The sequence below is a fragment of the Burkholderia sp. BE17 genome (assembly GCF_009362305.1).
Lineage (GTDB): Bacteria > Pseudomonadota > Gammaproteobacteria > Burkholderiales > Burkholderiaceae > Burkholderia > Burkholderia pyrrocinia_C.
This window is the reverse complement of the sequence record NZ_WHNU01000010.1, coordinates 1-25,327: the sequence shown is the minus strand read 5'-3', so window position 1 is coordinate 25,327 and position 25,327 is coordinate 1. Positions and strand designations below refer to the sequence as shown.

The following is a 25,327-nucleotide window of genomic DNA, read 5'->3' as shown; positions in this document are numbered from 1 at the left end:
CACGTGCCGGCCATGCTCGCGGGTGCGACCGGCTGATTCGGCTGACCTGGCCACGACGCGCACCGCGCAACGGCTGCACGGCGCGCGTCGCCGATCGCTTCGTCAATCGAGCCGGAACGCCGCCTCGAAACGCGCGGCGAATGTGTCGAACTCGGTTTCCGGCAGATGGTTGATGCCGCCCGCGCGCTTGCGCCCGCCGCCGGTCGCAAAGCCACGGCAGAACTCGTCGGCGCCGAGCGGCCGGCCGTCGGGCACGCGCACGCTGACGACGAGCCCGCCATCGGCGCGCGGCGACAGCACCGCGAGCGCCGCATGCGGCGCGTTGCGCATCCGTTCGTTCGCGAGCATCCCGGTCGCGCGCCGCGCCCACGGTTGATCAGGCATCCGTACCAGCGTCGCGCCCGGCACCTCGCGCAGCGGCGCGAGCGCGCATGCGCGCGCCATGTCGTCGCGGTAGCCGTCGCGCAGTGCGGCGAACACGGCGGTCTCGCGCACGAAATCGAGCGGATCGACGCACGGCAGCATCGCGTCGGCGAGCGCCGCCGGATCGAAGTGCAGATCACCGACGCAATCGCCGTATGCGTTGTAGTTCAGGTAGAGCCCGAGTTCGGCGAGCGTGCAGCGTTCGGCTTCGTCGATCCAGTGCTCGCGCGCGAGCGCGTCGCCGAGCGCCGGCAGTTCGTCGCCGTACGCCGCGACGATCGCCCAGCGCATGTACCGACCGCCGAGATGGCAGTTCACGAGCGCACTCGTGCAGACATCTGCCGCCGTGTCGATATGCGCGTGGAAGCCCGGATCGGCGGGCAGTTCGCCCGCGAAGTGATGATCGAAATAGCGGACTGCCGCGCCTTCGCGCAGCAGTCGCGCGCACGCGTCGCGGTTCTGGTCGTGCGACACGTCGAGCACGGTGACACGATCGCCGGCCCGCGCATCGATCCGCTCGAGCAGCTTGATGTCGCGCTTCACGCCGGTCACGAGCGTGCCGCGCACGCCTTCCGCGAGCCGCAGTTGCTGGAGCGCGCACAGGCCATCCGCATCGCCGTTGAACGCGAAGAAGTGCCGTCCATGGTGGTTGTCCTGCATGTTCCGTCGCTCCGTCTTCAGCATGAAATCGCCGCCGTTCGCGCGCATGCGATGCACACCGAGCGCGCGAGCCCGGTATTTTGCCGCGACCGCGCGCGCGCCTCGATACAGCGTAGCCGGATTCACCTGCAAATGGCTTGCAGCGCACATGCCCACGATAGTCATACGTCATCAGACATGATCGAACATCCAACCGATCTCATGACATTCACCAATATCTGGGAAATTTCCGGGTAAACCCGTGACGTCTCCATTAGCACTCAGGCGTACCATGTCATACGACGACATACTACATAAACCACCACCCAGACGCCGACGCGGGCTGCCGCCCCGTCCACCGCCCAACCGGAGACACCGTTGAACCCGCCCTCGCCCGCGCTGCCCGGCCGCGACCCGCTCGCGTCCGCCGTCTCGAAAGTGAAGTGGCACGTGCTGCCGCTCGTGCTGATCATGTTCATCGCGAACTACATCGACCGCGTGAACGTCGGTTTCGTCGATCGCCACCTCGAAGCGTCGATCGGCATCGGCGCAGCCGCGTACGGGCTCGGCGCAGGGTTGTTCTTCGTCGGCTATGCGCTGTTCGAAGTGCCGTCGAACCTGCTGATGCAGCGCTACGGCGCACGCGTGTGGCTTGCGCGGATTATGGCGACGTGGGGCATCGTCGCGGCCGCGATGGCGTTCGTGTGGAACGACACGTCGTTCTACGTGCTGCGCTTCCTGCTAGGCGCAGCCGAGGCCGGCTTCTTCCCCGGCGTCGTGCTGTACCTGTCGCAATGGCTGCCGCCGCAGGAGCGCGGCAAGGCGATGGCGATCTTCCTCGGCGGCTCCGCATTCGCGTCGGTGCTGTCCGGGCCCGTCACCGGCGCGCTGCTGTCGATCCGCGGCTTCGGCCTCGAAGGCTGGCAATGGATGTTCCTGATCGAAGGGCTGTTCTCGGTCGCGCTGTGCGGCGCGAGCTGGCTGTTGCTGAAATCGCACATCCGCGACGCGACGTGGCTCACGACCGACGAACGCGCGGCGCTCGAAAACGCGCTCGACGCGGAGCGCGCGACGCGCGACGTTCGCTCGAACGTGCCCGTGCGCGCCACCGCGCTGCTGCGCGATCCGCAGATCATGCTGTTCTGCTTCCTGTACTTCTCGATCCAGCTGACGATCTACGCGGCCACGTTCTGGCTGCCGACGATCATCCGCAAGATGGGCGGCCTCACCGATTTCCAGGTCGGCCTGTACAACACGATTCCGTGGATGATCGCGATCGGCGCGATGTACGGCTTCGCGGTATTGTCCGCGAAATGGAAACATCCGCAGCGCTGGCTCGCGTTCGCGCTCGTGCTCGCCGCCTGCGGGCTGTTCGCGTCGACGTCGCACGATCCCGTGTGGTCGTTCGCGTCGATCTGCTTCGCCGCGCTCGGCTTCAAGGCCGCGGCGTCGCTGTTCTGGCCGATCCCGCAAGGCTATCTCGACACGCGCGTGGCCGCGGCCGTGATCGCGCTGATCAACTCGGTCGGCAATCTCGGCGGCTTCGTCGCGCCGACGGCATTCGGCTATCTTAAGCAACATACGGGTTCGATCACGGGCGGGCTGTATGCGCTCGCGATCGCGTCCCTCGTCGCCGCGGTCGCCGCGCTGTTCGCGCGCACGCACCGGCGCAGCGATCCGCCGCGCGGCCTGCCGGCCGACGAATCCTTCACGAACGCCACGATGCTCCGCCATGCCGAACACTGACCGCCTGACCGTCGTCGTCTCGAATGCCGCCGACGGCGACCTCGCCACGTTCTCCCTCGCGAGCGACGGCACGCTCGCGCCGCTCGCCCGCTACCCGGCCGCCGACGTCGCGATGCCGATCGCCGTGCAGGCCGACCACGCGCGGCTCTACGTCGCGACGCGCGGCGAGCAGCCGACGATCGTAGCGTTCCGCGTCGCCGCGGCCACGGGCGCGCTCGCGCGCATCGGCGCGACCGCGATCGACGCGAGCCATGCGTACCTGTCGCTCGACCGCAGCGGCCGCTGGCTGCTCGGCGCGTCGTACGGCGGGCATTCGCTGAGCCTCTACGACGCCGCGCGTGTGCGCGACGGCGACGGCACGCCGCTGCAGGTGGCCGGCGGCATCGCGAACGCGCACGCGGTGATCGTGTCGCCGGACAATCGTTTCGCGTACGTCAGTTCGCTCGGCTCGGATCGCGTGTTCAGCTTCGCGCTCATCGAGGACGCAGCCGGCCTGCGCTTGGTCGAACACGGCGAAACGCGCGTGCCGGCCGGCTTCGGCCCGCGCCACCTGCGATTCGCGCGCGACGGCCGCGCGCTCGTCGTCGTCAGCGAATTCCAGGGCACGCTCGCGACGTTCGCGCGCGATCCCGACACCGGCAGGCTCGGCGACGCGCATGTGAGCGCGCGCCACCCGGCCGCCGCCGGGCTTGCGCAAGGCCATGCACGGCCGCCCGCGCCCGCCGAACCTTCGGTGTGGGCCGCCGACCTGCACCTGACGCCCGACGAGCGGTTCGCTTATGTCAGCGAACGCACGTCGAGCCAACTGCTCTGCTATCGCCGCACCGCCGACGGTACGTTCGAGCCGGCACACGCGACAACCACCGAGACGCAGCCGCGCGGGTTCGCGATCGATCCGTCGGGGCGCTGGCTCGTCGCGTGCGGCGAGCAGTCGGAATACGTGTCGGTGTATGCGATCGCGCCGGACGATGGCGCGCTGTCGCTGCACGCGCGGGCAGCGGGCGGGCGCGGTGCGAACTGGGTCGAGATCGTCTGACGAAGCCGCGCCGGGCGCAGGATCGGGAAGGCTGCAGCAAAGATCCGTTCGCCCCCGCGCTCAGCGCCGCTCGCTCGGCGCAACACCCGTCCAGCGCTTGAACGCGCGCGTGAAGTTGGCGCGGTCCGTATAACCGACGCGCGCCGCGATCTCGTCGACCCGCAGGTGCGTGCCTTCCAGCAACCGCAGTGCATCGCGCAGCCGGATCTCGTCGAGCAGCGCCGAATAGGTCGCGCCGTACTCGGCGAGCTTTCGCTTGAGCGTGCGCGCCGACACATACAGCTCGCGCGCAACGTCGTCGACCGACGGATAACCGCCGTCGCCGCAGATCAGCAGGTTGCGCACGCGCTCGACGATGCTCTCCGCATAACCGAGCCGCGCGAGTTCGGCCTCGCATTGCTGGACGATCATCTGCGCGGTCTGCGCGTTCGCGGTGCCGATCGGCTCGTCGAGCAGCGCGGCGTCGCAACGGATGCGGTTCGCGCTCGCGTCGAAATGACAGCGCGGCAGCCGCGCGCGATAACGCTCGAACCACGGCGGCTCGGGCCATTCGAAATGCAGTTCGGCGCGCGACTGCAGCGTGCGCCCCGGCGCCGGATACAGCAGCGAATTGAACAGGATCGCGGTCTCGACCAGGAAGTTCTCCACTGCAAACTGGCGTAGCCGGCCGAGCGGAAACGCTTCGAGCACGTCGATGTCGACGATCCCGTCGAGCTGCGCGAGCCGCACCGAGAAGAACGGCACGCGCGTCGGCAGATAGCGGATGCCGAGCGCGATCGCCTCGCCGAGCGTCGCGCAGCTCATCAACCCGAAGCCGATCAGCCCCGCTTTCGTCAGGCTGCTGCGCAGGCCGATCTCGATCGCGATCGACGGGTCGTCGGTCGCGTCGAGCAGGTTGAACACGATCGCCGCCTGCTGCAGCGGCGTGATGCGCGCATCGGGCTGCGCGAGCCGCTCGCGCTCGACGCCCGAGCCGGCGAGAATGCGGCCGCCATCGATGCCGCGCTCCTCGGCCAGCATCAGCATGAACAGCGCATACGCGGACGACACCGTCGCCTTGTTCAACTGGCGCGCGGCATCCGGGACGGACAGGGCCATGCACAGGGCTCCGGAGCGGTTTCGGCGGATTGTAGCGTCGCTGGCCTGCAATGACACCGCGGCGGCACTCTAGCCGCGCGGCGCACCGTCGGATGCCCGCTCGCCGGCCATCGCGGCCCGAAATGACACCACCATTGGCACCGGCGGCCCTCGCGTGCGGTGCGGCGCGCGCCTATGCTTGTCACATCGGCATAACGCCCCACTCTTTCCGCACGGATTCCGGTCGATGAGCCAACCCGCACGAACCGTCTTTCGCAACGACGCCGACAAGGTCGCGTACGTCCGCCGCGAGGTCAATGCCGCGAGCGATGCGATCCGCGCGCGCTTTCCGCTGCTCGACAACCAGAACCTCGTCGGCGCGACCGTGATGGCCGTGTCGGTAGCCGCGATGCTCGCGATCGCGTGGCTGTATGCACGCGGCACGATCGCGTGGTACGTCGCGCTGCCGCTCGCCGCGTTCGTCACGTCGCTGATTCACGAGCTCGAGCACGACCTGATCCACCTGATGTACTTCAAGAAGACGCCGTGGGCCTATCACCTGATGATGGCGCTGTGCTGGCTCACGCGGCCCGGCACGATCAACCCGTGGACGCGCCGGCGCATGCACCTGCATCACCACAAGGTGTCGGGCGGCGAATCGGATCTCGAGGAATTCGGCATCACCAACGGCGAGCGCTGGGGCGTGAAGCGCCTGCTGATGATCGCGGACGGGATGCTCGCCGTCGTGCTGCGGCCAGCCGCGATGCGCCGCAAGGTGAAGCAGTACGTGGCCGCGCAGCCGGTGCAGGATCGGGCCGAGCGCATGCAGTTGCGTGTCGAGCAGGTGTCGTCGTACATGCCGGTCGGTCACGTGTACTACGCGCTGTGGCATGCGTTCATCGTCTATCACGTCGGGCTGTTTGCACTGCATGCGCTCGGCTATGCGGTAACGGTGCCGGCCGTCGTCGAGCGTGCGATGAATGTCGTCGATTTCCTGGCGGTCGTGTGGCTCGGGCCGAACTTCGTGCGCAGCTTCTGCATCAACTTCGTCAGCTCGAACATGCATTACTTCGGCGACATCGATTCGCGCAACGTGATCCAGCAGACGCAAGTACTGAATCCGTGGTGGATGACGCCGTTCCAGCTGTTCTGCTTCAATTTCGGCAGCACGCACGCGATCCATCACTTCGTGGTGCGCGATCCGTTCTATATCCGGCAACTCACCGCGCGAACCGCGCATGCGGCGCTGCGCGAAGTGGGCGTGCGCTTCAACGACGTCGGCACGTTTGCGCGTGCGAATCGCTGGGGCGCTTATCGTCCTTCGCGCGGCACGCGCCACGCGCGGGCCGACGCGTAATACCTGCGCCGGCTGCGCGCCGCATCAATCGCCGATCAGCGGCATCGCTCCCTGCCCGCGAATCCACGACCAGTTCGCGAGTTCGGCCATTTCCTTGTCGCCGCGGCTATCGCCGTACGCGAACAACTGCTTCGGCGGTCGGTTGCCCCACCACCCGCGCAGCCGCACGACCTTCTGCGGCCCCCAGCAATTCTCGCCGTCGAGCCGCCCGGCGAATGCGCCGCGCTCGAACGCAAGCCGCGTCGCGAGCACCGCGTCGAAACCGGCCGTCTTCGCCCATTTCTCCAGATACAGCGACGGCGACGCGCTGACCAGCACGACTTCGTGTCCGCGCGCCCGATGCTCGCGAATCCGCTCGAGCATTTCGGGACGCACGAAGCGCGGCAGGGTCGTATCGACGAACGTGCATGCCAGCGCATCGAGCGCGTCCTCGCGAACCGGCCCGAACGCGAACGACGCGAACTTCGCTTTCGCGTCGCCGCGCGACAGCAGCCCGGCCTTCATCGCGACGATCCACGGCAGTGCGCGCAGCCCCGCCCACGCGAAGCGCGGCGTGCCGACCGCGTAGCGGACGAAGTGACGGAAGCTGTCGGTGGTCGTGATGGTGCCGTCGAAATCGAACGCGGCGACGATGCGGTCAGTCATGGAGAATCGGCGGGAAAGCGATGAGATGCCCGGGAAGATAGCAGACTCGCGGCGGCATGCGCGAAACGGCATGACGAAGCGTGGCCCAGGCAGCGACCACGCATGCGGAAGCGCACGTGGCCGTCGTGCCGTTCGCTCAGCGCTGCGGCCGCGCCGCCAGCGCCGCCGGCAGCACGACGTTCATCAGGTGATCGGCGCGCGACAGCAGATCGGTCACGCGCTCGTCGAGCCCGCGCAGTTGCGCGGGCTGCATCCGGATCTGCTGGACGGCCTGCCCGACGATGTTGCGGCGGTCGAACAGCGTGCGCTCGACACCCGCGTCGTCCGGCACGCGCACGACGTCCGCCACCGCGCTCAGCGCCGCGAGCACGACCACGAGGTTTTCTTCCGCATGGCGGACCTTCGCGGCAAGCTCCTCGGTGCGGCGCGGGAAGAAGCCGAGCGACTGCTTGAGCGCGCCGAGCGCCGCGCGGTAGTCGACATGGCTCGACGCCGCGCCGAACCAACGTTCGAACATGCCGGCCTTGCGCGTCGCCTGCGCGAGCATGCCGGCCATCATGTCGGCCGCGCCGAGCTCGTTGAATTCGCGCGTCGTCGCCGCGACGGCTTCGACGAGGTTGCCCGCCGTCTCCAGCGCGCCGTCGCCGATCGTCGCGACCGTCGCGAGCTTGAGCGGGACCAGTTGCCGGATGTGCCGCTCGATGCGCGGCGCATAGTCGGGATAGAGATTCGGGAAGCTGGCCTGCGCGGCGCGGAAGCACGATTCGAGCAACGGGTGGTTCGAATCGCCGAACAGCGCACGGCCGACCGCATCGGCGGGCGCCGCGCGCATGGCCTGGTCGGCCGCCGGCCCGAAGTCGAGCGCCTGCGGCGCCGGGCGATCAGGCGCACGCGCGGCCGGCGCACCGGCCGTGGCCGGCACGTCGAACGCAAGACGCCCGGGCGTGCGCTCGGGCGTCGTATCGAACTCGAGCCGCTTCGGCTCGTCGGACGGATTCGTCATCGCTGCATCCTGCCCGGCGCGGCGGTTTCCCGCACGCCGGGCTGCCGCCAGTCAGACCGCGCCGCCGTACGCGCGCACGAAGTCGCCGAGGCCACGGTTGTAGCCGGCGCCGACCGCCTTGAACATGAAGTGGCCGTCGCGGCGATAGAAGCTGCCGACCTGCACCGACGTCTCCATCGAGAAATCCTCTTCCAGCGCATACTTCGCGATCACCGCACCCGACACCTCGTCGGCGATCTGGATGTAGCTGTTGCGAACCTGCCCGAAATTCTGGCGGCGCGCTTCGGCCTGGTCGATCGTCACGACCACCGAGATTTCCTCGACGTCGGCCGCGAGCTTCGTCATGTCGATGAAGATCACTTCGTCGTCGCCGCCGCCGCTGCCCGTGCGGTTGTCGCCGCTATGCACGACGCCCATGCACTTCGACGCCGGCATCCCGCGCTTCGGGAAATCGTCGCCCGGCTGGATGAAGGTTTCGTTGCGGTCCATCGTGCGCACTTCGCTGTTGTAGAACACGAAGTGCTGATCCGAGATCAGCTTCGGATTGGTCTGCGCATCGTACTTGCACAGGAACACCGACACGTCGAGATCGAAATCCGTGCCCGTGTCCGTCGCGTTTGCGTCCCAACCGAGACCGATGCGGAATTTCTGCGTGCCGGGCGCTTCCTTCGACAGGTTGACGCGACCGCCTTTCGACAAATTGATCATCTGAACCTCTTCTGCTGGAACCGCCGTTGCGCCGGCGGCAATGCCGGGCCGCCCTGCGCGGCCCCTCGTAGATGGTTTCCGTGCCGCGTGTATTACTTGCTCGCCACCGCGGTCCGGTCTTCCTTGCGCTGCACGACGATCGACGACCACACGGCCGCCGCGATCATCGCCGCGCCGATCAGGCCCGTGACGACCTCGGGCACCTCGAACTTCACGCCGAGGAACATGATCGTTGCGAGCGCACCGATCGCCCAGAACGCACCGTGTTCGAGAAAGCGATACTGCGCGAGCGTGCCCTTCTTCAGCAGCACGAGCGTCATCTCCCGGATGTAGGCCGCGCCGACGCCGAGGCCGAGCGCGATCAGGAAGATGTTGTTCGACAGCGCGAACGCACCGATCACGCCGTCGAAGCTGAACGACGAATCGAGCACTTCGAGATACATGAAACCCGCGACGCCTTCGCGCACCACGCGCGTGCCGGTGTCCTCGCCGCCGACCAGGTCGCCCACGCCGTGCGCGATCACGAAGCCGATCACGCCGAACGCGCCCGCGAGCAGGAAGCTCACCTGCTCGGCCGCCGGCACGTAGAACGACGCGACGATCACGATCGCGAGCGTCAGCGCCACTTCCAGCGCCGTGATGCGGCCGAGATGGCGCATCGGGCCTTCGAGGAAACCGATCCAGTGCTCGTCCTTCTCGGTGTCGAGCATGAACTTGAAGAACACCATCAGCAGGAATGCGCCGCCGAACGCCGACACCTCGTGATGCGCGGACGTCAGCACTGCCGCGTACTTGTCCGGCGATTCGATCGCGAGCGTCAGCGCGTCCCACAGGCCGATGTGGCCGATCACCGCGACGATCAGCAGCGGAAACACGAGCCGCATGCCGAATACGGCAACCGGCAGGCCGAACACCATGAAGCGGTTGCGCCACTTCTCCGACCAGTTCTTGAGCACCGATGCGTTGACGACCGCGTTGTCGAGCGACAGCGAAATTTCGAGCACGCACAGGACCGCGACGATCAGCATGTCCTTCACGCCGCCGAGGAGATAAGCCGCGATCAGCGCGAGCACCGTGAGCGACAGCGGGATCTTGAAGTCTTTCAACATGATGGGGGGTAGTCGAGTTTTGAAAAATGGTCGTGCGGGCCGCGCTTACTTCGCGCGCACCCAGTCGCAGAATTCCTGCGTGATCAACTGTTCGTAGATCTGTTCGTCGCTGATGTCGAGCGATTCGAGATGCAGGAAGCCGACGTTCGGCATTTCGTCCGCGATTTCCGCGAGGAAGCCGAATTCGCTCGGATCGCCTACGCCGACGAGCGACCAGTACAGCGGGAAGTGCTGCGACTCGGCCAGCAGCTGGCGCACGCGCTTGCGGTCGTTCTTCGGGTTCTGGCCGTCGGTGACGAACAGCACCCATGCGGGCAGATGGCCGTTCACCGGCGCGGAGGCGGCCGGCGCGGGCGTTTCGTTCGCGCCGCCGAACAGCCGGCTCAGGAAGCCGCGCTTTTCTTCGCGTTTCGGCTCCGGCGCGCGGAAGAAAAAGTCGACGATGTCGTTCATCACCGGCGCGTACTGCGTGCCGCCCCACTTGTCGATCCGCGCTTCGAGCACGTGATCGGAGATATACGAGCCGTAGTTGTCCGGCGTCGCGGTCGGCAGGCGGTCGTAGCCTTCGGTGAAGGTCCACGTGTCGACTTCGCCGTTGTCGTCGAATTTCAGCGCAATGCCGAGAATCCGGTCGTGCGTGTCCTGGATCACGCCCGACTGGTAAAGCGGCTTCGCGGAACCCGAGATGTCGAGCGCCGCGCCGACACGCACGACGGGCGGCTTCAGGATCTGGCGTTTTTCGAGGACGATCGCGACCTTCGCCGCGCGTTTCTCAAGCGTAATCATGCGGTGTTCCTTAGTTATGCTTCGGAGCGAATCGGGTGATCAGGTCCTGTTCGAGCTGGCGCAGGCGCGGCGCGTCCTGCTCGCGCTGGCGCTTGCCGTCGGCGATGATCTGCGTGATGTCGTCGAACGCGCCGAACAGCTGCTGCTGCGCGTATTCGAACGTGTCGATCGAGATCACCGGGCGCTGGCCGAGCTTCGCGACTTCCTGCGCGTTCTGGCGATTCAGGTCGGCCTGCGCGCGGATCGCCTCGTCGGCCGCATCGTACGTCGCGTTCGCGAGCGCCGCCGCACGCTTCGTGCCGAGCTGCTCGAGGTAGAGCGCGAACGCGTTGGTCCACGCGGGGATCAGCACGGTCTTGATCGTCATGAACTTCGACGTCAGCGTGCGTTTCTGGTCCTGCTCCATCCGGATCTGCGGCGCGAGCTGCTTCGACATCAGCATCGCGCGGTCGAGGTCGTCGAGCTTGCTTTCGAGCGCGTCGACCTTGCGCTTCACGTCCAGCAGGCGCTGCGCGGCGAACGCGTCGTCCGCCGGCTGCTGGCCGGCCGCGAGATGCGCGCGCAGCGTCGCGAGCGCCGTTTCGCCGTGCGCCTTCGACTGCGCGAGCTCCTGGTGCAGCGCGTAGTTGTCGTTGTACATCCGCTCGAGCTCGTCGATGCCGGCCTTCTGGCGCTGCGCATGGTTTTCGAGCTCGACGACGAGCGTGTCCATCCGCTTGCTCACCGACTCGTATTGCGACAGCAGCTTCTCCTTGGTCGAGCGGAACAGCCGCGTGACTTGCGTGATGAAGCCGCCCTTGTCGGCACCGCGCGGGTCGAGTCCTTTCGCGGTCGAAATCAGTTCGTTGAGCTTGTCGCCGAACTGGTCGGCGTCGGACGCACGGACGCTCGCGAGTATCTGCTGGGAGAAGGCGGCGATCCGCGTACCCTGCGTCGCGCCGAGCTGGTCGATCTCGTCGACGGTGATCAGGCGCGCGTGCTCCGTCGGCTGCGCTGCCGGCACGACGGCGGCGGCAGGCACCGCGACGGGTGACAAAGACGGGGTGGAAGGACGATCGCTGACCGCATCGGATTTCTTGTCGTCGAATAGCGGCTTCATGTGGCTACCACGTTTCCTTTTCTGCTTTTTGCTACGTGTCGTCGTGCGCGCGACGCGCACATCCGCGATAACCGCCGTGCTCTCTCACGGGCGGCAGACGGACAATAAATGGCACGGGCACATCGCGTCAAGGGAAGGAATTCTTTCAATTTCCATTCATTTTGTAATGTCGCGTGCGGACGCGATGCCCGAACATCGCCGTTCCTGCCGCCATGCGCGCGGACCATGCAAGATCAGCACGCGCCGAAACTTACATGTCTGATCAATGCGAAAGAAAAATGAAACCGCTGGTTCTGGCGGATTTCAGACGGTGCACACGCACGCATGACGCGCTCGCGGCAGTCGATCGCGCACTACCGATCCTGTGCGCGATGCATGCCGAGCCGAGGCAGAATGAACGGCACGGATCGGTCACGAATCGTGAAATCCCATCGCCCGTCGATATCCACGAACGTCGCGCTGAAATGCCGGTCGTCGGCCCACGTGATGTCGTCCAGATGGCACGACGCGTACATCGCACCGACCGTGCGCTGCGCGCGCACCTTCAGCGGATTCTCCGACACGAGCGTGAACGTGACGGCTTCCTCGAACGGGCAGTCGTAGTCGGTGACGAGCAGATATGCGGCCGGCATCTCGAACTGGCGAAGCAGCACATAGCCGGAAATGGCGAGACCGCAGCGCACGCCATCCACGAGCACATGCGTGCGTGACGGCCACGATTCGTACGGACCATCATGCGTTTCGAGTGTAAAGCGCTCGACCCGCTTCATTGCCGCGCCGACTTCAGCGTGCCGCTTTCCCGATGTATCGCCGCATCAGTTCGCGGTCTTGCGATACAGCGCGACGTACCCCGCGAGCATCAGCAGCAGCGACCCGCTGACCCGGTTCAGCCACTTCTCCCCGGCCGCTTTCCATACGCGCACCGAATGCACGCCGAGCAGCGCGTAACCGGTCATCCCGATGACGTCGATCGCGACGATCGTCGCCGCAAGGATCGCGTATTGCGGCGCGATCGCGTGCGACCGGTCGACGAACTGCGGCAGCAGCGCGGACATGAACAGGTAGTACTTCGGGTTGCTCATCGCGACGAAAAAGCTCTTCAGGAATGCAGTCCGGCGATCGGGCGTCGGGTGCTCGGGTTCCTGCGCTGCAGTGGAATGGTCGCTCGACACCAGCATCCGGATGCCGACATACGCGAGCCATGCCGCGCCGAGCAGCTTCAGCGTCACGAACGCCGTTTCCGACGCGTCGAGCAGCACGCCAAGGCCGAGCCCGACCAGCGCGACGAGCACGACGTCGGCCGTGACGGCGCCGAGCATGCCGACCATCGCGTGACGCAATCCGTATCGCGAGCCGTTGCTCATCGCGAGCAACACCGTCGGGCCGGGCGTCGCGACGCCGACGGACAGGATCAGGGCAAATGCGAGCAACGCGGAGAGCGACATGATGTGGCGTTCCTTCTGATGGGAGCGGTGCGAACCGATTGCATCGTCTGGGTCGGCCACGCGGGGCGCAACCGGCAGGTCCGATTTGTTACGACGAGTGCGGACGGTCAATGATCGCATGTTCATCCCGATGCCCGCTCGGCGGCTATGCGGCGTCGATCTCGCATGGCAACCGAAGCCCGGCTTCGTCGAAACCATGTGTCGACTTGGGCGGATTTTCCGGCTCTGCGACCTGTTCGGCGCCGACGGCACGCAACGACACCGCGGCGTCGCGACGGCCGGTGGCGAACCGTGGCTATCTGACGCGAGGCGATCCGCGGTCCGTGTGGCTGTCGATGACGACCGATTTCTGAAGTGTATGCAAGGGAGTGGCGGCCCGCCGCCAGAGTTTGCTATACTCTCGGTCTTCCGGAGAGATGGATGAGTGGTTTAAGTCGCACGCCTGGAAAGCGTGTATAGGTTAATCGCCTATCGGGGGTTCGAATCCCCCTCTCTCCGCCAGAATGCCTTTTAAGCCCTTGATTTCAAGGGCTTTTTTATTTTCTATTCTCGTCTACCCATACGGCTACCCATACGGCGCTGGTGGTGTTTTCACCAGAAATTCGGCGTGGCAGGATTGTTGGCTACAATCGTAGCGGCATTGTTCTTGAGGGGCAGAGGTGGCCGATACGAAAGAAACGACTCGTCGTCTTGTCGATGCTGGGCTGAACCGGCGCCAGGCGATGGCGCTTGCTGGCGTGCTTCACGATGCGCACCAGCAACCAGGCGCAACGAAAGCTGACCTAACCGCGTCGGCATCCATGCTGACAAGGACGTTGGTTCGCACCAAGGCGCAATGGATCACGTGGCAATTGATCCTCGCTGTTACCCTGTTCGTGGCGCTCCGGCTCATTCACTGACCAAGAATCAAAGGGCTACCGGAAGTTCTATAACCCTTGGCTTCGAGGCTATGGCTTCGAGCCGAAATCAGAAGCCCCAAGTCATACAGGCCAGAACCGACACTTGCGACAGTCGGCGCATCCCAGTTTTTTCGTTACGTCGATGCTCAGATTCGTGCCGAACTGGCCAAGCTGCTGGCGGAAAGTCATGTGACGCCGGCAGTTGTCCGTTGCCGGTAGCTACTCTTCGCGGCAGCCGACAGCTGCGATGCGTTACCACCAGTCCCCAAGAATGATTTCGTTTTCGACCAGGCATCGCTAACATATAGTCGGCGGACCCGCATTGTTGCAAACGCCTCGGCCAGGGCGAAACGCAACATCGGCTGCCACTGCGGGGTTGCCGGTCATCCTGGTACATCGAAAACCGGTCGAAAAACGAAACCACACACCTTGCGCGCCGCTTCGGAAAAGAAATGACGATGAACTCCACCCCGATTACCGTTTTTATTAGTTATTCACATAAAGATGAGCGGTATAAGGAAGCGTTAGAAGAGCATTTGTCCGTGCTTCAGCGTCATGGAAAAATAGCTAGCTGGTCAGATCGAAAGATTAGTCCGGGCTCATCTTGGAAATCTGAAATAGACAGGAATATCGAGAAGGCGGATATTATCCTATTGCTCGTAAGCTCCAGTTTCATAGCCTCTGGCTACTGCTACGAAAAAGAATTGGCTGTGGCTCTCAGTCGTCAAGAAAATGAGGATGCGGTTGTAATCCCGATCTTTGTGCGCCCAGCCGATCTGAGCGATGAGCCCCTAATGGGTTTGCAGGGCCTACCCAAGGACGCGGTTTCTATTTCGGAATGGGAAAATGAGGATCTGGCTTGGCGCGACGTAGCGAAGGGAATCCGGTTGGTAGTCGACGCCATACAGCAGCGGAACTCCCGAAAAAACGAGCCAAGCGAGATGAGTTCCCTGGGTGAAACGTTGACTGCACTCGTAGACGACATCGACCAGATCTATCAACCAGGCTCTCACACTAGCGGCATATCGACGGGTTTTTCTGATATTGACCGGGTAATTGGTAATCTTCGCCCTGGTCAATTGATAACGATTGCCGCTAGACCAGGAATGGGCAAGACGAATTTCGGATTAAGCATAGTAGGCGCCGTGGCGGCACGTGAGCTCCCGGCGCTCGTTTTCAGCACGAAAACGTCAAAAAAAGAGGTTATGAGTCGCCTTGTGACAATCACAGGCCGACTCTCGCATACGCGGCTTCATTTTGGCTCGATGCGGGACGATGACTGGCCAAGGTTGACCCTGGCCGTCCAAAAACTATCAAATAGCGAGATGTGGTTTGATGATAGCACTGCGCTGAGTTTAGACGACTTACGTGAAAAGTGCTTCAAAGCAAAGAGCAAATTAGGGGCAATCGGCATCGTTTTAGTCGACTCGGTAAATTATTTGCGTACTGCAAGCGACGATGCCACACGAGGTGACTTGATAGCCCGAGAGCTCAAGAGTCTGGCGCGAGAGCTTAATTGTGTGGTAATGGTAACGGCCCCCGTTCAACGCGCAGTGGATTCGCGCCCAAATAAACGACCGGTCCGGTCAGACCTCGGAGATTGGCACGACCTTGGCGATGAGTCGGATATTCTCGCGTTTATTTATCGTGATGATTATTACAATCCGGAATCTGTCCTTCGAGGGACTGCAGAAGTTTTATTGGACCGTAACCAATACGGGCCAGTGGGCGCCATCCGCATTGCATACGACCGTGAATGTGGGGTTTTTTCAGACTTTGGGGGCGCACCCGAGCAGGGAATGTGAGTGGAAGCGATATTGTCCAGGTTTCTTTCCCAAGACATTGTCGGCAGCCCTTTTTCCTTCAAGAATGCCCCGATACTTCCGGCGTCGGGGCCAGCGCGAAGGAAAGCCGATTCGGTGTGATTTACCCGTCACACCTCCCCTCGGCAAACAGGGTCCATCGGGGCAGGAAGTTGTTACGCTGCGTTCACGGCTTCCAGGCCGCGTGCAATCAGGCGGGCAATCATCCAGCTACGCGAAACCTTGATGCCGGTATCTTCATGCACGACCTTGCGGTGTTGATCGACTCGCGCCATAAGGCCCGGGTCAGCGGTGAAACAAAAGCTGGCGCTCTTGGCGGCGGTTGCGGTGGCTTGCGTGTTTTGTTGCATGTTTAGAAATCTCGGGTGGTTTGGATGGTGGGGTTTGCTCGGCCGTCCGTAATCCAGCGCTTCTTCGGGCGGCCTGGTCGCTCAGTCATTGCGCGAACCGCCGCGATGCATCCAGCGTCGATATGTCGGACAACGCGATTTATCTGTACGTCGTCAAGTTTGGGCCACACGCGCTCAATGCGTTCCGTAATGTCTTCGCCACCTTCGCCGCCCAGCATGATCGAACCCAGGGTGGGAATTGTCGCCACGACACGCGGAAAGCCAGCGTCGTCCGGGGGGCGCATCCGATAGTTGGCGGCTGCTAATGCGTCTTCGATGTGACGCGGCAGCACTGAAGGCGACTTTTTCCGCTCGCGTCCGACAGGCTTAAGCCCTTTGTCGGTGCATCCACGACACTGGTAAACGTGGCGGCTATGCTTGTCGTTGCTATCGTCGTCGCTGACTGCGGTGACGCGGCTGGTGATGGACTTGCAATTGCCGCATCGGCCAAAAATGCTCAGTCTCATCACGCCCCCACCGTCCAGAAGCGCGACGTGTCCGGCAGCAGCGGCTGAAACTCGGCCCATGCCTTGAACTCCATCGAACCGTCGATATTCACGCGCTCCGCGATCACTTCCACGGTGCTGCGGATCATGATAGCCGACCGTGAGAAGGCGCCCACGATAGTGGCGGCCATGTCCGGCGTCAGTTCAGCAGCGATACCCGGCAGTACTTTCAGCTCGCCTTCCTGGTTGACTACCGCACCATTGCCTGCCGTGCCGACCAGTGCGCGCAGCTCGCCAAAGCGTACTGCGGCAGCAGCAGCGGCAGACAGGGAAAACGGAGCAGGCGCTGCGGCAACAATGGCGCCCAGCAGTACGGCGTCGGCGGTGCGTGCCAGGCCATGCGTCATCGAATGCGTGATCGCGTTTGCAAGGCCGGAGTAGGTCTTAATGTCCCTTCGAGTAACTGCGAAGCGGACGCCGTAAGCGTTCGTGTTGGTCTGCGGCCCCCAGGCAGAATCGACGTTGATTTGCGCACGCTTGATAGGCAGTGGCGTAACGGCGATGTCCGGCTGCGTGCCGTTAGGCAGCACGTCAGGAAGCTGCGAGAATGGCGCAGCTTCGATGGTTTCGAAGTAGGTCGGCTTGCTCACCATAAGCACGTCGCCGGTAAGCCCCGTCGAAATAGCCTGGGTCGGGTCTTTCCAGATAATGACTTCCGCGCCAGCCTGGGCAACCAGGGATTGCTTGATGACTTCCGCGCCAATCGTCGTCACTTCAACCGCAGGGCGGCCGACCGGCGGCCGCTTCAGGCTCGTGCCATCGTTGCTTTCGATGTTCGGCAACAGGTCGCCGTGCAGGTCGATCATGCTGCGCACCACGGGCTTGCCGGGAATCACCGCGCGCACGTCGCCGTAATGGTCGTAGAGATGGGTGTTGCCTGGCTCGTCGCGCACGCGCTCGAAAAGTGCGATGAGAGGATTCGGTTTTGTCATGGTTCGTTTAAACGTTGCGGAAAATTTTCCATTGGGCCACCAGAACTTCGTCGGCGGCGGCGAGGTGCGGATGATCCTGGTGGACGAACAGCCATTCGAACAGGCCGAACAGATCGGTTTTTCCGGCCGGGTTCACGGGGGCGCCTGCGTCAGCCAATTTGTTGACGACAGGGGGAGTTGTACCGATCGTTGCGCACAGCTCGGCAACGGTCATTTGCGGGGATACCGGCTTGCTGTCCTTGGCCTGTTTGATCAAGTCTTTAAGCTCTTGGAGTGTCATATTGAGTAGTAGTGCGAATCAGTGTGAGTTCATGGAGATTATGCGATCTGCATGGTTCTAACTCCACGTGCGGGTTTTCAGGACGCGCAGTGCGTCAGAAGAATGGCCTTCGTGTCGCAAAAGGCGAGCGCTTCGTCTAGCGCGGCGTCGAACGCTGGGCGGCTGAATCCATTGCGCTCGAACATGCCGGCGAAGGCGTGAACATCGTCGGTTTCCATGTCTTCGCCGATACAGTGGAGCCAGCCGAGCGCGACAGTTGCCGGCACCGACAGCGCCGCCAGCTCACCTAGCGCCATGCGCTGCCCGCTGGCCAGATTGAGGAGCCAAACGGCGTCGAATCGGTTCCCGGCGAGCCTGGGCAGCATGCCCTGGTCGGCATACAGGTGGATGGCCTTGACCGGGATTCCGAACAGCTCGGCGATTCTCTCGGCGGTGCAGGAATAGGCTGGAAATTCTTCGGGAAGGCCCTGGGTTGCTGCATTTTCCATCGTTTCACGTCCTTGTTTTACGGTTACTGCACAATGTAGACTACTTCCGGAAAGCTACTTTCTCCTTTTGCTTCAGGTGTTTACGTTGGTGAACATAGTCGTAGTCCGCGCTTCAAAAACCCACTCAGATTTTGAAAGTCGCGGTGCTTTGATCCCCGCACCCATCCCCCTCGCGGAAGTACCTTGAAAGTTATCCACAAAGGGGTAGGCGCGTACTACCATCTCGCGAAATTAAAATGAGTTGCAGATGGCCAGCGTTTCGCAGTTACGCTTAGTCAACTCAATTGCGATAATGCTTGATATGCGTGTTCGCGCTTCTTGATCCAGAGCGCACTTCGAAAAATTGAATCCGGATTGCTGCATCAGACTTTCGAGAATCGGGTGCGCTTTCGTGACAAATTCATCTGCGAGCATGGCCAGGTCGATAACTTCCGGACGTTTCATGTTTTGTGTTCCTGTATGGGTGAATTCAGATTGCATATCGGTTATGCGGGATGAATCGTAATGAATAGCCCGCCGCTCGAATAGTCTTTACCTAAGTAAACACACGCCTGTAAATGCGTGTTTCTTAAGATGAATTTCGGGGTTTGTTTACATAGGGAAACACGCAAATATTTTTCAGCGTTGCATATGGACAACAGGGTGCGATTGCTTGGCGGTAACCGGTAACCAAGGGTGGAAACCGCTGAAACCCTTATCCAGAAAGGATTCCAGCCAGGCGGTTACCAAGTTACCAGTTACCGCCGCCATTTCTATACTTTCCCCTACAGCTCCATATCCGTTTTCTTTGCTAGTAGGTGGTAACGGTGGTAACCCGGTAACGTGCCTTATGCCGCAAGGGATTCAACGGTTACCACATGGGCGATGGCGGTAACCTAGCGCGGTAACCAGGCAACAAAAAACCCGCCGCAGCGGGTTTGCATTAGAAGGGGGCGTCTGGCTCGGGTTCGTCCTTGATCCATCGCTTTACGGCTTTGCCAGCGCGTTTCACCGTCTTGCGCTCGTATCCGAGCGACTTGAGGACTCGGCCGGCGCGTGCCTGCTCGGCCTTGCCTTGTTTTGCTAGGTCAACACCGACGACGTGCAAAACGTCCGGAATGGATACCTCAGTGTGGCCTAGGCAGTAATCCGCAATCGACGCTTCCCACGCATCGTCTTCGCGCCGCGCGTCCGTGTGCTCTCGATGCGCCTGCTCGGGGATTTCCCACCAGGTAGCACCGCCCTGGTACTGCTCCATGGCTTCCGCGAATATCTGCTCCCGGTTCTGCCGCAGCCAATCCAGGTTCACGTCACCGACCAGCGCTGGCCAGAATCGGCGGGCGCCCGTGGCATCGCGCAGGTAGTCGCTTTCATTGGTCGTGCCGGCGAACACGGTGCGGCGCGGGCTGTCGATGGAGTGCTTCCCGTATGGCGGGCGAAAGCGATCAACCTGCGCGCTGAGGGCTTGTTTGATGCGCGTGACTTCGGTTTTACGGAACGCGTCCAGCTCGGCAATCTCAACGAGCCACTTGCCCTGGATCGACACGAAAAAGTCTTTGCTGTCGAGTGGGTCGGTCAGCTCTGCATAGAATTTGCCGCCCAGCACCGAAAGCAACGTTGATTTGCCTTTACCCTGGCTGCCTTCAAATACGGGCATCGTGTCCACCTTGCAACCTGGCGCCAGGCCGCGCGCGACCATCGAAATGATGAAGTTTCGGGCGATGGCAGTGTGGTATTCGTCTTGCGGCACGCCGGCAGCATTGGCCAGCCAGGCATCCAGGCGGGGCGTCTCGTCCCAGCGCAACGACTTCAGCCAATCGCGCAGCTCGTCGCGCTGATTCTTCATCGCGATAACCATCACTGCCTGTTCAACCAGTTCAGGCGTGAAGCGGAACAGCCCCATTTCGCCCTGCAACACATCAGCAATGGCGATGCGATCCACGTCAGCCCAGCGGCGCGGTTCGCTACCGTCCCAGGTCGTGAAGATTTCCTGGTGGAACGTGTCGAGCCAGAAGCGCCCCGCAAATCGCGGATGCTTTTCCAGCACTTCGCGCGCGTTCGCCACGGTGCCCATCGCTTCGCCGCGTCCATTCGGCTGGACGCTTACGCCAAGCGCGGCGAGTCCATGAATAACGATCATCGGATTGATGGCAATGCCGCTCATGCTGTTCGCGCTCGTGGCGCGCGGATCGGTCATTCGCGCTCCCGTTTCGGTTTCCAGCCGACTTGCACAAGGGTGTCGCGCGCCGCATTCACGAAGACAGCAGGTTGCCGGCTGCGCTTTGCGATCCCGATGAACCGGTCGCCAGCCTCATCCAGGGAGAAACCTTTCCGCATTTCGCGCATCACGAAGCGGAACACGTTCTGTTGCGCATCATTTCGCAGGCGGGCATCGTTCGCCAGGCGCTTGGCCTGTGTGGATTCCAGCCACGCCTTAAAATTTTCGCAGTTTCGTTGTTTTGCTTGAGGGAGGGTCATGTCCGTGGTTCTCCCTTTTATTGCCCGCGAGCGGCGGCAATGCGCTGGTTGAGCCAGTCGTTAACTTCCTGTTCGACCCAACCGGCGTATCGCGGCGAGATTCGCACTGAAGCGGGAAAATCGCCGCGCCGGATCATCTGGTAGATGAATGGCTTCGACAGGCCCGTGCGCTCCAGGACAGTTGCGATGCGAATGATCTTCGTCGGCTGTTGTTGTGTTTGCATGGTCGTTATCCACGTTGTTGTTACGGTATGCATCGAATTTTGAAGACCGGTGCATACCGATTCCACGTGCGGGTTTTTTGTACCGACCAGTTAATTGCGCAATGCGGCGTGGCAGATAAAGAAAAGCCCGTTTAAACGGGCTGCGTGGTGGGTGTTAGGCTTGGCGCTGGAGCGGAGTAACGGTGCCAGATTCGCGCTTCTTCGAACAGTATGCGGCCCAGGCGTCCATCATTTTGCCGCGTTTGGCCAGCAAATCGCCGCGTTGATAGGCCGCTTCCACCTCACTACGAACTGCGTGGGCAAGTGCCTTTTCGGCCAACTCGCGCGGGAAATTGGTGCATTCGGCAGCCCAATCGCGGAACGTCGAACGGAAGCCGTGCACGGTCAAGTCGGGGCGCCCCATACGCTTCAAGACGGCAAGCAGGCTCATGTTCGAAAGACCACTGCCCTCCCGCATGCCTGGGAACACGTAATCACCGTGGCGCACGGACTCCATTTCCTTCAAGATCGAAACTGCGCGCTTGCCCAAAGGTACGCGGTGCTCCTTCTTCATCTTCATCCGCTCGGCTGGGATCGTCCACAACTTTGCGTCCAGGTCTATTTCGCCCCAATGGGCGCCAATGATTTCAGACGTGCGCGACGCATTGAGAATGCCGAACTCAAGCGCACGGGCGGCCACGCCCTCCATTGCGCGGACACACTCCATGAATTCGCCAAGCTCGTCATACGGAAGGGCTGCGTGGTGTTCTTCTTTCTGAACCGCGCTAGGCTTCGCTAACAGAGTATCAAGGTGTCCCTTCCAGCGGGCAGGATTCTCGCCGCTGCGCAGGCCGCGCGTGGTCGCCCATGCAAGCACCTTTTCGAGGCGACCGCGAACACGCGATGCGGTTTCGTTCTTTTCCGTCCAGATCGGCTCAAGCACCCGCATTACATCGTGAGTATCAACCAGGGCAACGTCTTTCTTTCCGATGACTGGCCCGGCATATGTGGCGAGAGTGTTGGTCCACTGGTCCACGTGCTTTTCGTTCTTCCAGCCATGCTTGTGGGCTTCGATGTAGGCCGTTGCGCACTCGGCGAAAGTCATTTTGGCCGCGATCTTGGCACGGTCGGCCTGGCGCATGGCCAGAGGGTCTTCCCCGTTCGCAATGGCGCGACGCATCCCGTCTGCCTTTTCTCTCGCGACCTCCAGGGAAACACTAAGGTACGACCCCAGCCCAATGTCGGTGTGCTTCCGTTTCCCATTTTTCGTCAGAACGTCACTGCGCGAATAACGGAAAATCCACGACTTGGTGCCGGACTTGCTTACCTGCAAATATAGACCGCCGCCGTCCGCATAGTAGCCTGGCGCCTTCTCCTGTCTGACTTTAACAGCTGACAGCTTTTTGATTGGTCGAGACATATTCTCCGCCCACTTTATCTACCCATACACTTACCCATACATCCAACGCCGATGGTAGCACACTCAAGCAAACTCATGAATACGATGAAGCCTTGTAAATAAAGGGGTTTCTGCGAATGACGGAGAATCTCGCACACTCAAGGATACTCGACTCCAGCGGACCCTCTCTCCGCCAGAATGCCTGAAGCCCCTTGATTTCCCGATAAATCAAGGGGCTTTTCGTTTTGGGCGTTTGGGGCGCCGACACCCTCCCCATCCTCCCGCGTCACGGATGCCTGATGTAATCCACCAACGCCCGCGTATATTCATCCGGCCGCCGATCGCACAGACTCACCGCAATCGCCACCGCAAATCCCGCCGGCACGCCGAACACCCCTGAACTGATCGACTCGATCCCGAACCACGTGCCCCCCGCGAACCCCGTCAACTGCGTGAAGTACGGATAGGTCGACACGATGTAGTACACGCACACCGCGAGTCCCGTCACCATCCCGGCGATCGCGCCGCGCGTCGTCGTGCGCTTCCAGAACACACCGAGCACGAGCACCGGAAAGAAGCTCGATGCCGCCAGCGAGAACGCCGCGCCGACGAGAAACAGGATCTTCCCGGTATTGAGCGACGCGACATACGACGCGAACAGCGCGACACCGAGCAGCAGCACCTTCGAGATCGTCACGCGCCGCTGGCTCGACGCATCCGGCGCGACCATGCAGTAATAGACGTCGTGCGACAGAGCGTTCGCGATCGTCAGCAGCAGCCCGTCCGCGGTCGACAGCGCGGCGGCAAGCGCACCGGCCGCAATCAGCCCCGACACGACATACGGGAGCCCCGCGATCTCCGGCGCGGCCAGCACGACCATGTCCGGCTGCATCTGGATTTCCGACCAGTGCACGATGCCGTCGCGAATTACCTCGACGACGCTGATCAGGTCGGGTTCGAAGTGATGCCATTGCGTGACCCACGCCGGCAATTCGGCGAACGGCCGCCCGACGAGGTTCGCCAGGATCTCGTACTTGATCAGCACCGCGAGCACCGGCACGCTGAGGTAGAACAGCGCGATGAAGAACAGCGTCCAGCCGACCGAGCGGCGCGCCGACGCAACCGACGTGGTCGTGTTGTAGCGCGTCAGGATATGCGGCAGGCTCGCGGTGCCGAGCGACAAGCACAGCAGCAGCGCGAGGAAATTGCGCTCGCGCGGCTTGCGTTCGTCGTCGCTCGCGGCGGGAAACGGCTCGTGCATCGGCACGGGCGGCTCGGCACGCGCCAGCATGTCGTCGCGCGCCTGCGTCCACACGACGCGCGCCGCCGCCGGATCGCGCGGGAAGTCGGCCAGCTCGCGCTCGCGCTGGCTGATCTCGCGCAGCGGCCCGTTGTGGCGCCGCAAGTCGGCGAGCTGGTCGACGAGATACCTGCGCGCGTCCGCATAGGACGCCGGCAACCGGTCGAGCCGCGTCTGGATGTCCGCGGCTTGCCGCCGGTATGCGTCGCGCACCTTCTGCTCGTCAGCCGCATCGCGCACCTGCGCCTCGCGCGCCGCAACGCGCTCCATCAGCTTGCCGTAATTGAACTGCGGCACGGGGCCGAGCCCGTTCTTCATCGCGATCAGCGACACCGGAATCAGGATCGCGCTGATCAGGATGATGTACTGCGCGACCTGCGTCCACGTGACCGCGCGCATCCCGCCGAGAAACGAGCACACGAGAATGCCCGCGAGCCCGCAGAAGATCCCGATCGCGAAATCGACGCCGATGAAGCGCGTCGCGATCAACCCGATCCCCTGGATCTGCGCGACCAGATACACGAACGAACACAGGATCGCCGCGCCGGCCGCGAGCGCGCGCACGGCCGTGCTCGAGAAGCGCGTGCCGAGAAAATCGGGAATCGTGTAGCGCGCGAGCTTGCGCACATAAGGCGCGAGCAGGAATGCGACGAGGCAGAATCCGCCCGTCCAGCCCATCACGTACGCCAGCGCGTCGTAGCCGGTCGAGTAGAGCGATCCGGCCAGGCCGATGAACGACGCGGCCGACAGCCAGTCGGCCGCCGTCGCCATCCCGTTGAACGCGGACGGCACGCGCCGCCCGGCCACGTAGTATTCGACGAGATCGGACGTGCGCGACAGCAGCCCGATCACCGCGTACACGGCGATCGGCACGAACAGGAACACATAGCCGATCCAGACACCGGAGCCGGTCGCGCGCTCGATCCGCCACATCAGCAGCACGAACCCGAGAAAGCCCAGCGTGTAGAGCGCGTATGCGCGTATCAGTCGATGCGTCAGCATGAATCAGCGCCCGCCGTGCGCATTGCCGGTGCGCGCCGCATGGTCGTCGTACGCGCGGCGCAGCGTGCGGTCCGCGCGTTGCATCAGCCCGATGTAGACGACGATCAACACGAGATACACGAGAATCGCACCCTGCGCGCCGACATAGAACGGCAGGCTGAAGCCGGCGAACCGGACCCCGGCGAGCGCGGGCCCGAAGAACGGCACGATGAACGACACCGAGAAACCGATCGCCATCAGCACCGCGATCAACGCGACGTTGAAGCGCCAGTAGCGCGCGTGCGCACGCGCGAGCGGCTCGGGAACGGGCGGCGGCGCGACAGGCGCTGGACGGGTCGGAACGGTCATGCCGTTGTTTAGCAAAAAGCCCCTGCGCGGACAATCGGGATTGCCGCGCAGGGGCTCATGCGCGCGTGGCGCACGACGGGTGAGATCAGCGCACTTCGGCGAGTTGATCGAGGATGGCCGGATTCTCGAGCGTGGACGTGTCCTGCGTGATCGCCTCGCCCTTCGCGAGCGAGCGCAGCAGGCGGCGCATGATCTTGCCCGAGCGCGTCTTCGGCAGGTTGTCGCCGA

28 protein-coding genes and 1 tRNA gene are annotated in these 25,327 nt (G+C 63.0%); 7 read left to right on the top strand and 22 right to left on the bottom strand.

What is annotated here, in order from left to right:
- Positions 1-102 precede the first annotated feature (102 nt).
- The gene (locus tag GD429_RS10835; protein ID WP_152856941.1) at positions 103-1,083 is read right to left on the bottom strand and encodes an acetyltransferase; all 981 of its coding nucleotides are present in this window, start codon (positions 1,081-1,083) and stop codon (positions 103-105) included.
- Between GD429_RS10835 and GD429_RS40410 the strand changes: the two genes are divergently transcribed.
- The 3 genes from GD429_RS40410 (at position 1,066) to GD429_RS10820 (ending at position 3,844) form a co-directional block, all read left to right on the top strand.
- Positions 1,066-1,320 carry a hypothetical protein gene (locus GD429_RS40410; protein ID WP_193727096.1) on the top strand — a complete coding sequence of 85 codons (255 nt, stop codon included), beginning with the start codon at positions 1,066-1,068 and terminating at the stop codon, positions 1,318-1,320. The genes GD429_RS10835 and GD429_RS40410 overlap by 18 nt on opposite strands.
- A gap of 120 nt (positions 1,321-1,440) precedes the next feature.
- A complete protein-coding gene (locus GD429_RS10825) occupies positions 1,441-2,808 on the top strand; it encodes an MFS transporter (RefSeq protein ID WP_152856940.1) in 1,368 nt (455 codons plus the stop codon).
- Positions 2,795-3,844, top strand: coding sequence for a lactonase family protein (locus GD429_RS10820; RefSeq protein ID WP_152856939.1), 1,050 nt, complete (start codon positions 2,795-2,797; stop codon positions 3,842-3,844). Before GD429_RS10825 ends, GD429_RS10820 begins: the two co-directional genes overlap by 14 nt.
- A gap of 60 nt (positions 3,845-3,904) precedes the next feature.
- Here GD429_RS10820 and GD429_RS10815 read toward each other — a convergent pair whose 3' ends face one another.
- On the bottom strand, positions 3,905-4,942 hold the full coding sequence (locus GD429_RS10815) for an AraC family transcriptional regulator (protein WP_152856938.1): 1,038 nt from the start codon (positions 4,940-4,942) through the stop codon (positions 3,905-3,907).
- A 226-nt stretch (positions 4,943-5,168) separates the two neighbouring features.
- On the opposite strand from GD429_RS10815, the gene GD429_RS10810 reads away from it, so the two are divergent.
- Positions 5,169-6,278 (top strand): fatty acid desaturase, encoded by a 1,110-nt coding sequence (locus tag GD429_RS10810; protein WP_152856937.1) that lies wholly within the window; start codon positions 5,169-5,171, stop codon positions 6,276-6,278.
- Positions 6,279-6,302: 24 nt separating this feature from the next.
- Here the strand turns inward: GD429_RS10810 and GD429_RS10805 are convergent, their stop codons facing one another.
- The 8 genes from GD429_RS10805 to GD429_RS10770 all read right to left on the bottom strand — a co-directional run bounded on the left by GD429_RS10805 (position 6,303) and on the right by GD429_RS10770 (position 13,073).
- Positions 6,303-6,923, bottom strand: a complete 621-nt coding sequence (locus tag GD429_RS10805; protein ID WP_152856936.1) for an HAD family hydrolase — start codon at positions 6,921-6,923, stop codon at positions 6,303-6,305.
- Between the two features lie 136 nt (positions 6,924-7,059).
- Positions 7,060-7,926 carry a hypothetical protein gene (locus GD429_RS10800; RefSeq protein ID WP_152856935.1) on the bottom strand — a complete coding sequence of 289 codons (867 nt, stop codon included), beginning with the start codon at positions 7,924-7,926 and terminating at the stop codon, positions 7,060-7,062.
- 51 nt (positions 7,927-7,977) lie between these two features.
- Complete coding sequence (locus GD429_RS10795; RefSeq protein ID WP_152856934.1) at positions 7,978-8,634, bottom strand: TerD family protein; 657 nt, start codon at positions 8,632-8,634, stop codon at positions 7,978-7,980.
- 92 nt (positions 8,635-8,726) lie between these two features.
- A complete protein-coding gene (locus GD429_RS10790) occupies positions 8,727-9,743 on the bottom strand; it encodes a DUF475 domain-containing protein (protein WP_152856933.1) in 1,017 nt (338 codons plus the stop codon).
- Positions 9,744-9,788: 45 nt separating this feature from the next.
- Positions 9,789-10,529: a VWA domain-containing protein gene (locus GD429_RS10785; RefSeq protein ID WP_152856932.1), complete on the bottom strand. Its 741-nt coding sequence runs from the start codon at positions 10,527-10,529 to the stop codon at positions 9,789-9,791.
- 10 nt (positions 10,530-10,539) lie between these two features.
- Complete coding sequence (locus tag GD429_RS10780) at positions 10,540-11,628, bottom strand: toxic anion resistance protein (protein WP_152856931.1); 1,089 nt, start codon at positions 11,626-11,628, stop codon at positions 10,540-10,542.
- A 353-nt stretch (positions 11,629-11,981) separates the two neighbouring features.
- Complete coding sequence (locus tag GD429_RS10775; RefSeq protein ID WP_152856930.1) at positions 11,982-12,398, bottom strand: hypothetical protein; 417 nt, start codon at positions 12,396-12,398, stop codon at positions 11,982-11,984.
- A gap of 45 nt (positions 12,399-12,443) precedes the next feature.
- Positions 12,444-13,073, bottom strand: a complete 630-nt coding sequence (locus GD429_RS10770; RefSeq protein ID WP_152856929.1) for a LysE family translocator — start codon at positions 13,071-13,073, stop codon at positions 12,444-12,446.
- A 410-nt stretch (positions 13,074-13,483) separates the two neighbouring features.
- Here GD429_RS10770 and GD429_RS10765 point away from each other — a divergent pair.
- The 3 genes from GD429_RS10765 (at position 13,484) to GD429_RS10755 (ending at position 15,777) form a co-directional block, all read left to right on the top strand.
- A tRNA-Ser gene (locus GD429_RS10765) sits at positions 13,484-13,574 on the top strand.
- 158 nt (positions 13,575-13,732) lie between these two features.
- The gene (locus tag GD429_RS10760) at positions 13,733-13,972 is read left to right on the top strand and encodes a hypothetical protein (protein WP_152856928.1); all 240 of its coding nucleotides are present in this window, start codon (positions 13,733-13,735) and stop codon (positions 13,970-13,972) included.
- A 452-nt stretch (positions 13,973-14,424) separates the two neighbouring features.
- Positions 14,425-15,777: a DnaB-like helicase C-terminal domain-containing protein gene (locus tag GD429_RS10755; RefSeq protein WP_152856927.1), complete on the top strand. Its 1,353-nt coding sequence runs from the start codon at positions 14,425-14,427 to the stop codon at positions 15,775-15,777.
- A 173-nt stretch (positions 15,778-15,950) separates the two neighbouring features.
- On the opposite strand, the gene GD429_RS10750 is transcribed toward GD429_RS10755, so the two are convergent.
- From GD429_RS10750 to GD429_RS10695, 12 genes are all read right to left on the bottom strand, one after another.
- Positions 15,951-16,145 carry a hypothetical protein gene (locus tag GD429_RS10750; RefSeq protein WP_152856926.1) on the bottom strand — a complete coding sequence of 65 codons (195 nt, stop codon included), beginning with the start codon at positions 16,143-16,145 and terminating at the stop codon, positions 15,951-15,953.
- Positions 16,146-16,147: 2 nt separating this feature from the next.
- A complete protein-coding gene (locus GD429_RS10745) occupies positions 16,148-16,651 on the bottom strand; it encodes a hypothetical protein (protein ID WP_152856925.1) in 504 nt (167 codons plus the stop codon).
- Entirely contained in the window at positions 16,651-17,622 is a 972-nt protein-coding gene (locus GD429_RS10740; RefSeq protein WP_152856924.1) for a hypothetical protein, read from the bottom strand. Before GD429_RS10740 ends, GD429_RS10745 begins: the two co-directional genes overlap by 1 nt.
- Positions 17,623-17,629: 7 nt before the next feature.
- The gene (locus tag GD429_RS10735) at positions 17,630-17,878 is read right to left on the bottom strand and encodes a hypothetical protein (RefSeq protein WP_152856923.1); all 249 of its coding nucleotides are present in this window, start codon (positions 17,876-17,878) and stop codon (positions 17,630-17,632) included.
- Positions 17,879-17,979: 101 nt separating this feature from the next.
- Positions 17,980-18,390 carry a hypothetical protein gene (locus tag GD429_RS10730; protein ID WP_152856922.1) on the bottom strand — a complete coding sequence of 137 codons (411 nt, stop codon included), beginning with the start codon at positions 18,388-18,390 and terminating at the stop codon, positions 17,980-17,982.
- 231 nt (positions 18,391-18,621) lie between these two features.
- Positions 18,622-18,834: a hypothetical protein gene (locus GD429_RS10725; protein WP_152856921.1), complete on the bottom strand. Its 213-nt coding sequence runs from the start codon at positions 18,832-18,834 to the stop codon at positions 18,622-18,624.
- A 478-nt stretch (positions 18,835-19,312) separates the two neighbouring features.
- Positions 19,313-20,566 carry a virulence-associated E family protein gene (locus GD429_RS10720; protein ID WP_152856920.1) on the bottom strand — a complete coding sequence of 418 codons (1,254 nt, stop codon included), beginning with the start codon at positions 20,564-20,566 and terminating at the stop codon, positions 19,313-19,315.
- Positions 20,563-20,847, bottom strand: coding sequence for a hypothetical protein (locus GD429_RS10715; RefSeq protein ID WP_152856919.1), 285 nt, complete (start codon positions 20,845-20,847; stop codon positions 20,563-20,565). Before GD429_RS10715 ends, GD429_RS10720 begins: the two co-directional genes overlap by 4 nt.
- A 17-nt stretch (positions 20,848-20,864) precedes the next feature.
- Positions 20,865-21,071 (bottom strand): helix-turn-helix transcriptional regulator, encoded by a 207-nt coding sequence (locus GD429_RS10710; protein WP_059457969.1) that lies wholly within the window; start codon positions 21,069-21,071, stop codon positions 20,865-20,867.
- A 154-nt stretch (positions 21,072-21,225) separates the two neighbouring features.
- Entirely contained in the window at positions 21,226-22,470 is a 1,245-nt protein-coding gene (locus tag GD429_RS10705) for a tyrosine-type recombinase/integrase (protein ID WP_152856918.1), read from the bottom strand.
- A 265-nt stretch (positions 22,471-22,735) separates the two neighbouring features.
- Positions 22,736-24,751, bottom strand: coding sequence for a sodium:solute symporter family protein (locus GD429_RS10700; RefSeq protein ID WP_152856917.1), 2,016 nt, complete (start codon positions 24,749-24,751; stop codon positions 22,736-22,738).
- A 3-nt stretch (positions 24,752-24,754) separates the two neighbouring features.
- The gene (locus GD429_RS10695; protein WP_034183498.1) at positions 24,755-25,099 is read right to left on the bottom strand and encodes a DUF4212 domain-containing protein; all 345 of its coding nucleotides are present in this window, start codon (positions 25,097-25,099) and stop codon (positions 24,755-24,757) included.
- Between the last annotated feature and the right edge of the window lie 228 nt (positions 25,100-25,327).

Bases quoted from the DNA above. Each gene is read 5' to 3' on its own strand.
- GD429_RS10795 (WP_152856934.1), bottom strand. From the start codon at position 8,634: ATGATCAATTTGTCGAAAGGCGGTCGCGTCAACCTGTCGAAGGAAGCG.
- GD429_RS10755 (WP_152856927.1), top strand. From the start codon at position 14,425: ATGACGATGAACTCCACCCCGATTACCGTTTTTATTAGTTATTCACAT.
- GD429_RS10815 (WP_152856938.1), bottom strand. From the start codon at position 4,942: ATGGCCCTGTCCGTCCCGGATGCCGCGCGCCAGTTGAACAAGGCGACG.
- GD429_RS10725 (WP_152856921.1), bottom strand. From the start codon at position 18,834: ATGAAACGTCCGGAAGTTATCGACCTGGCCATGCTCGCAGATGAATTT.
- GD429_RS10790 (WP_152856933.1), bottom strand. From the start codon at position 9,743: ATGTTGAAAGACTTCAAGATCCCGCTGTCGCTCACGGTGCTCGCGCTG.
- GD429_RS10745 (WP_152856925.1), bottom strand. From the start codon at position 16,651: ATGAGACTGAGCATTTTTGGCCGATGCGGCAATTGCAAGTCCATCACC.
- GD429_RS40410 (WP_193727096.1), top strand. From the start codon at position 1,066: ATGGTGGTTGTCCTGCATGTTCCGTCGCTCCGTCTTCAGCATGAAATC.
- GD429_RS10805 (WP_152856936.1), bottom strand. From the start codon at position 6,923: ATGACTGACCGCATCGTCGCCGCGTTCGATTTCGACGGCACCATCACG.
- GD429_RS10835 (WP_152856941.1), bottom strand. From the start codon at position 1,083: ATGCAGGACAACCACCATGGACGGCACTTCTTCGCGTTCAACGGCGAT.
- GD429_RS10775 (WP_152856930.1), bottom strand. From the start codon at position 12,398: ATGAAGCGGGTCGAGCGCTTTACACTCGAAACGCATGATGGTCCGTAC.
- GD429_RS10720 (WP_152856920.1), bottom strand. From the start codon at position 20,566: ATGACCGATCCGCGCGCCACGAGCGCGAACAGCATGAGCGGCATTGCC.
- GD429_RS10700 (WP_152856917.1), bottom strand. From the start codon at position 24,751: ATGCTGACGCATCGACTGATACGCGCATACGCGCTCTACACGCTGGGC.
- GD429_RS10785 (WP_152856932.1), bottom strand. From the start codon at position 10,529: ATGATTACGCTTGAGAAACGCGCGGCGAAGGTCGCGATCGTCCTCGAA.
- GD429_RS10740 (WP_152856924.1), bottom strand. From the start codon at position 17,622: ATGACAAAACCGAATCCTCTCATCGCACTTTTCGAGCGCGTGCGCGAC.
- GD429_RS10750 (WP_152856926.1), bottom strand. From the start codon at position 16,145: ATGCAACAAAACACGCAAGCCACCGCAACCGCCGCCAAGAGCGCCAGC.
- GD429_RS10715 (WP_152856919.1), bottom strand. From the start codon at position 20,847: ATGACCCTCCCTCAAGCAAAACAACGAAACTGCGAAAATTTTAAGGCG.
- GD429_RS10695 (WP_034183498.1), bottom strand. From the start codon at position 25,099: ATGACCGTTCCGACCCGTCCAGCGCCTGTCGCGCCGCCGCCCGTTCCC.
- GD429_RS10710 (WP_059457969.1), bottom strand. From the start codon at position 21,071: ATGCAAACACAACAACAGCCGACGAAGATCATTCGCATCGCAACTGTC.
- GD429_RS10705 (WP_152856918.1), bottom strand. From the start codon at position 22,470: ATGTCTCGACCAATCAAAAAGCTGTCAGCTGTTAAAGTCAGACAGGAG.
- GD429_RS10800 (WP_152856935.1), bottom strand. From the start codon at position 7,926: ATGACGAATCCGTCCGACGAGCCGAAGCGGCTCGAGTTCGATACGACG.
- GD429_RS10810 (WP_152856937.1), top strand. From the start codon at position 5,169: ATGAGCCAACCCGCACGAACCGTCTTTCGCAACGACGCCGACAAGGTC.
- GD429_RS10770 (WP_152856929.1), bottom strand. From the start codon at position 13,073: ATGTCGCTCTCCGCGTTGCTCGCATTTGCCCTGATCCTGTCCGTCGGC.
- GD429_RS10780 (WP_152856931.1), bottom strand. From the start codon at position 11,628: ATGAAGCCGCTATTCGACGACAAGAAATCCGATGCGGTCAGCGATCGT.
- GD429_RS10820 (WP_152856939.1), top strand. From the start codon at position 2,795: ATGCCGAACACTGACCGCCTGACCGTCGTCGTCTCGAATGCCGCCGAC.
- GD429_RS10730 (WP_152856922.1), bottom strand. From the start codon at position 18,390: ATGGAAAATGCAGCAACCCAGGGCCTTCCCGAAGAATTTCCAGCCTAT.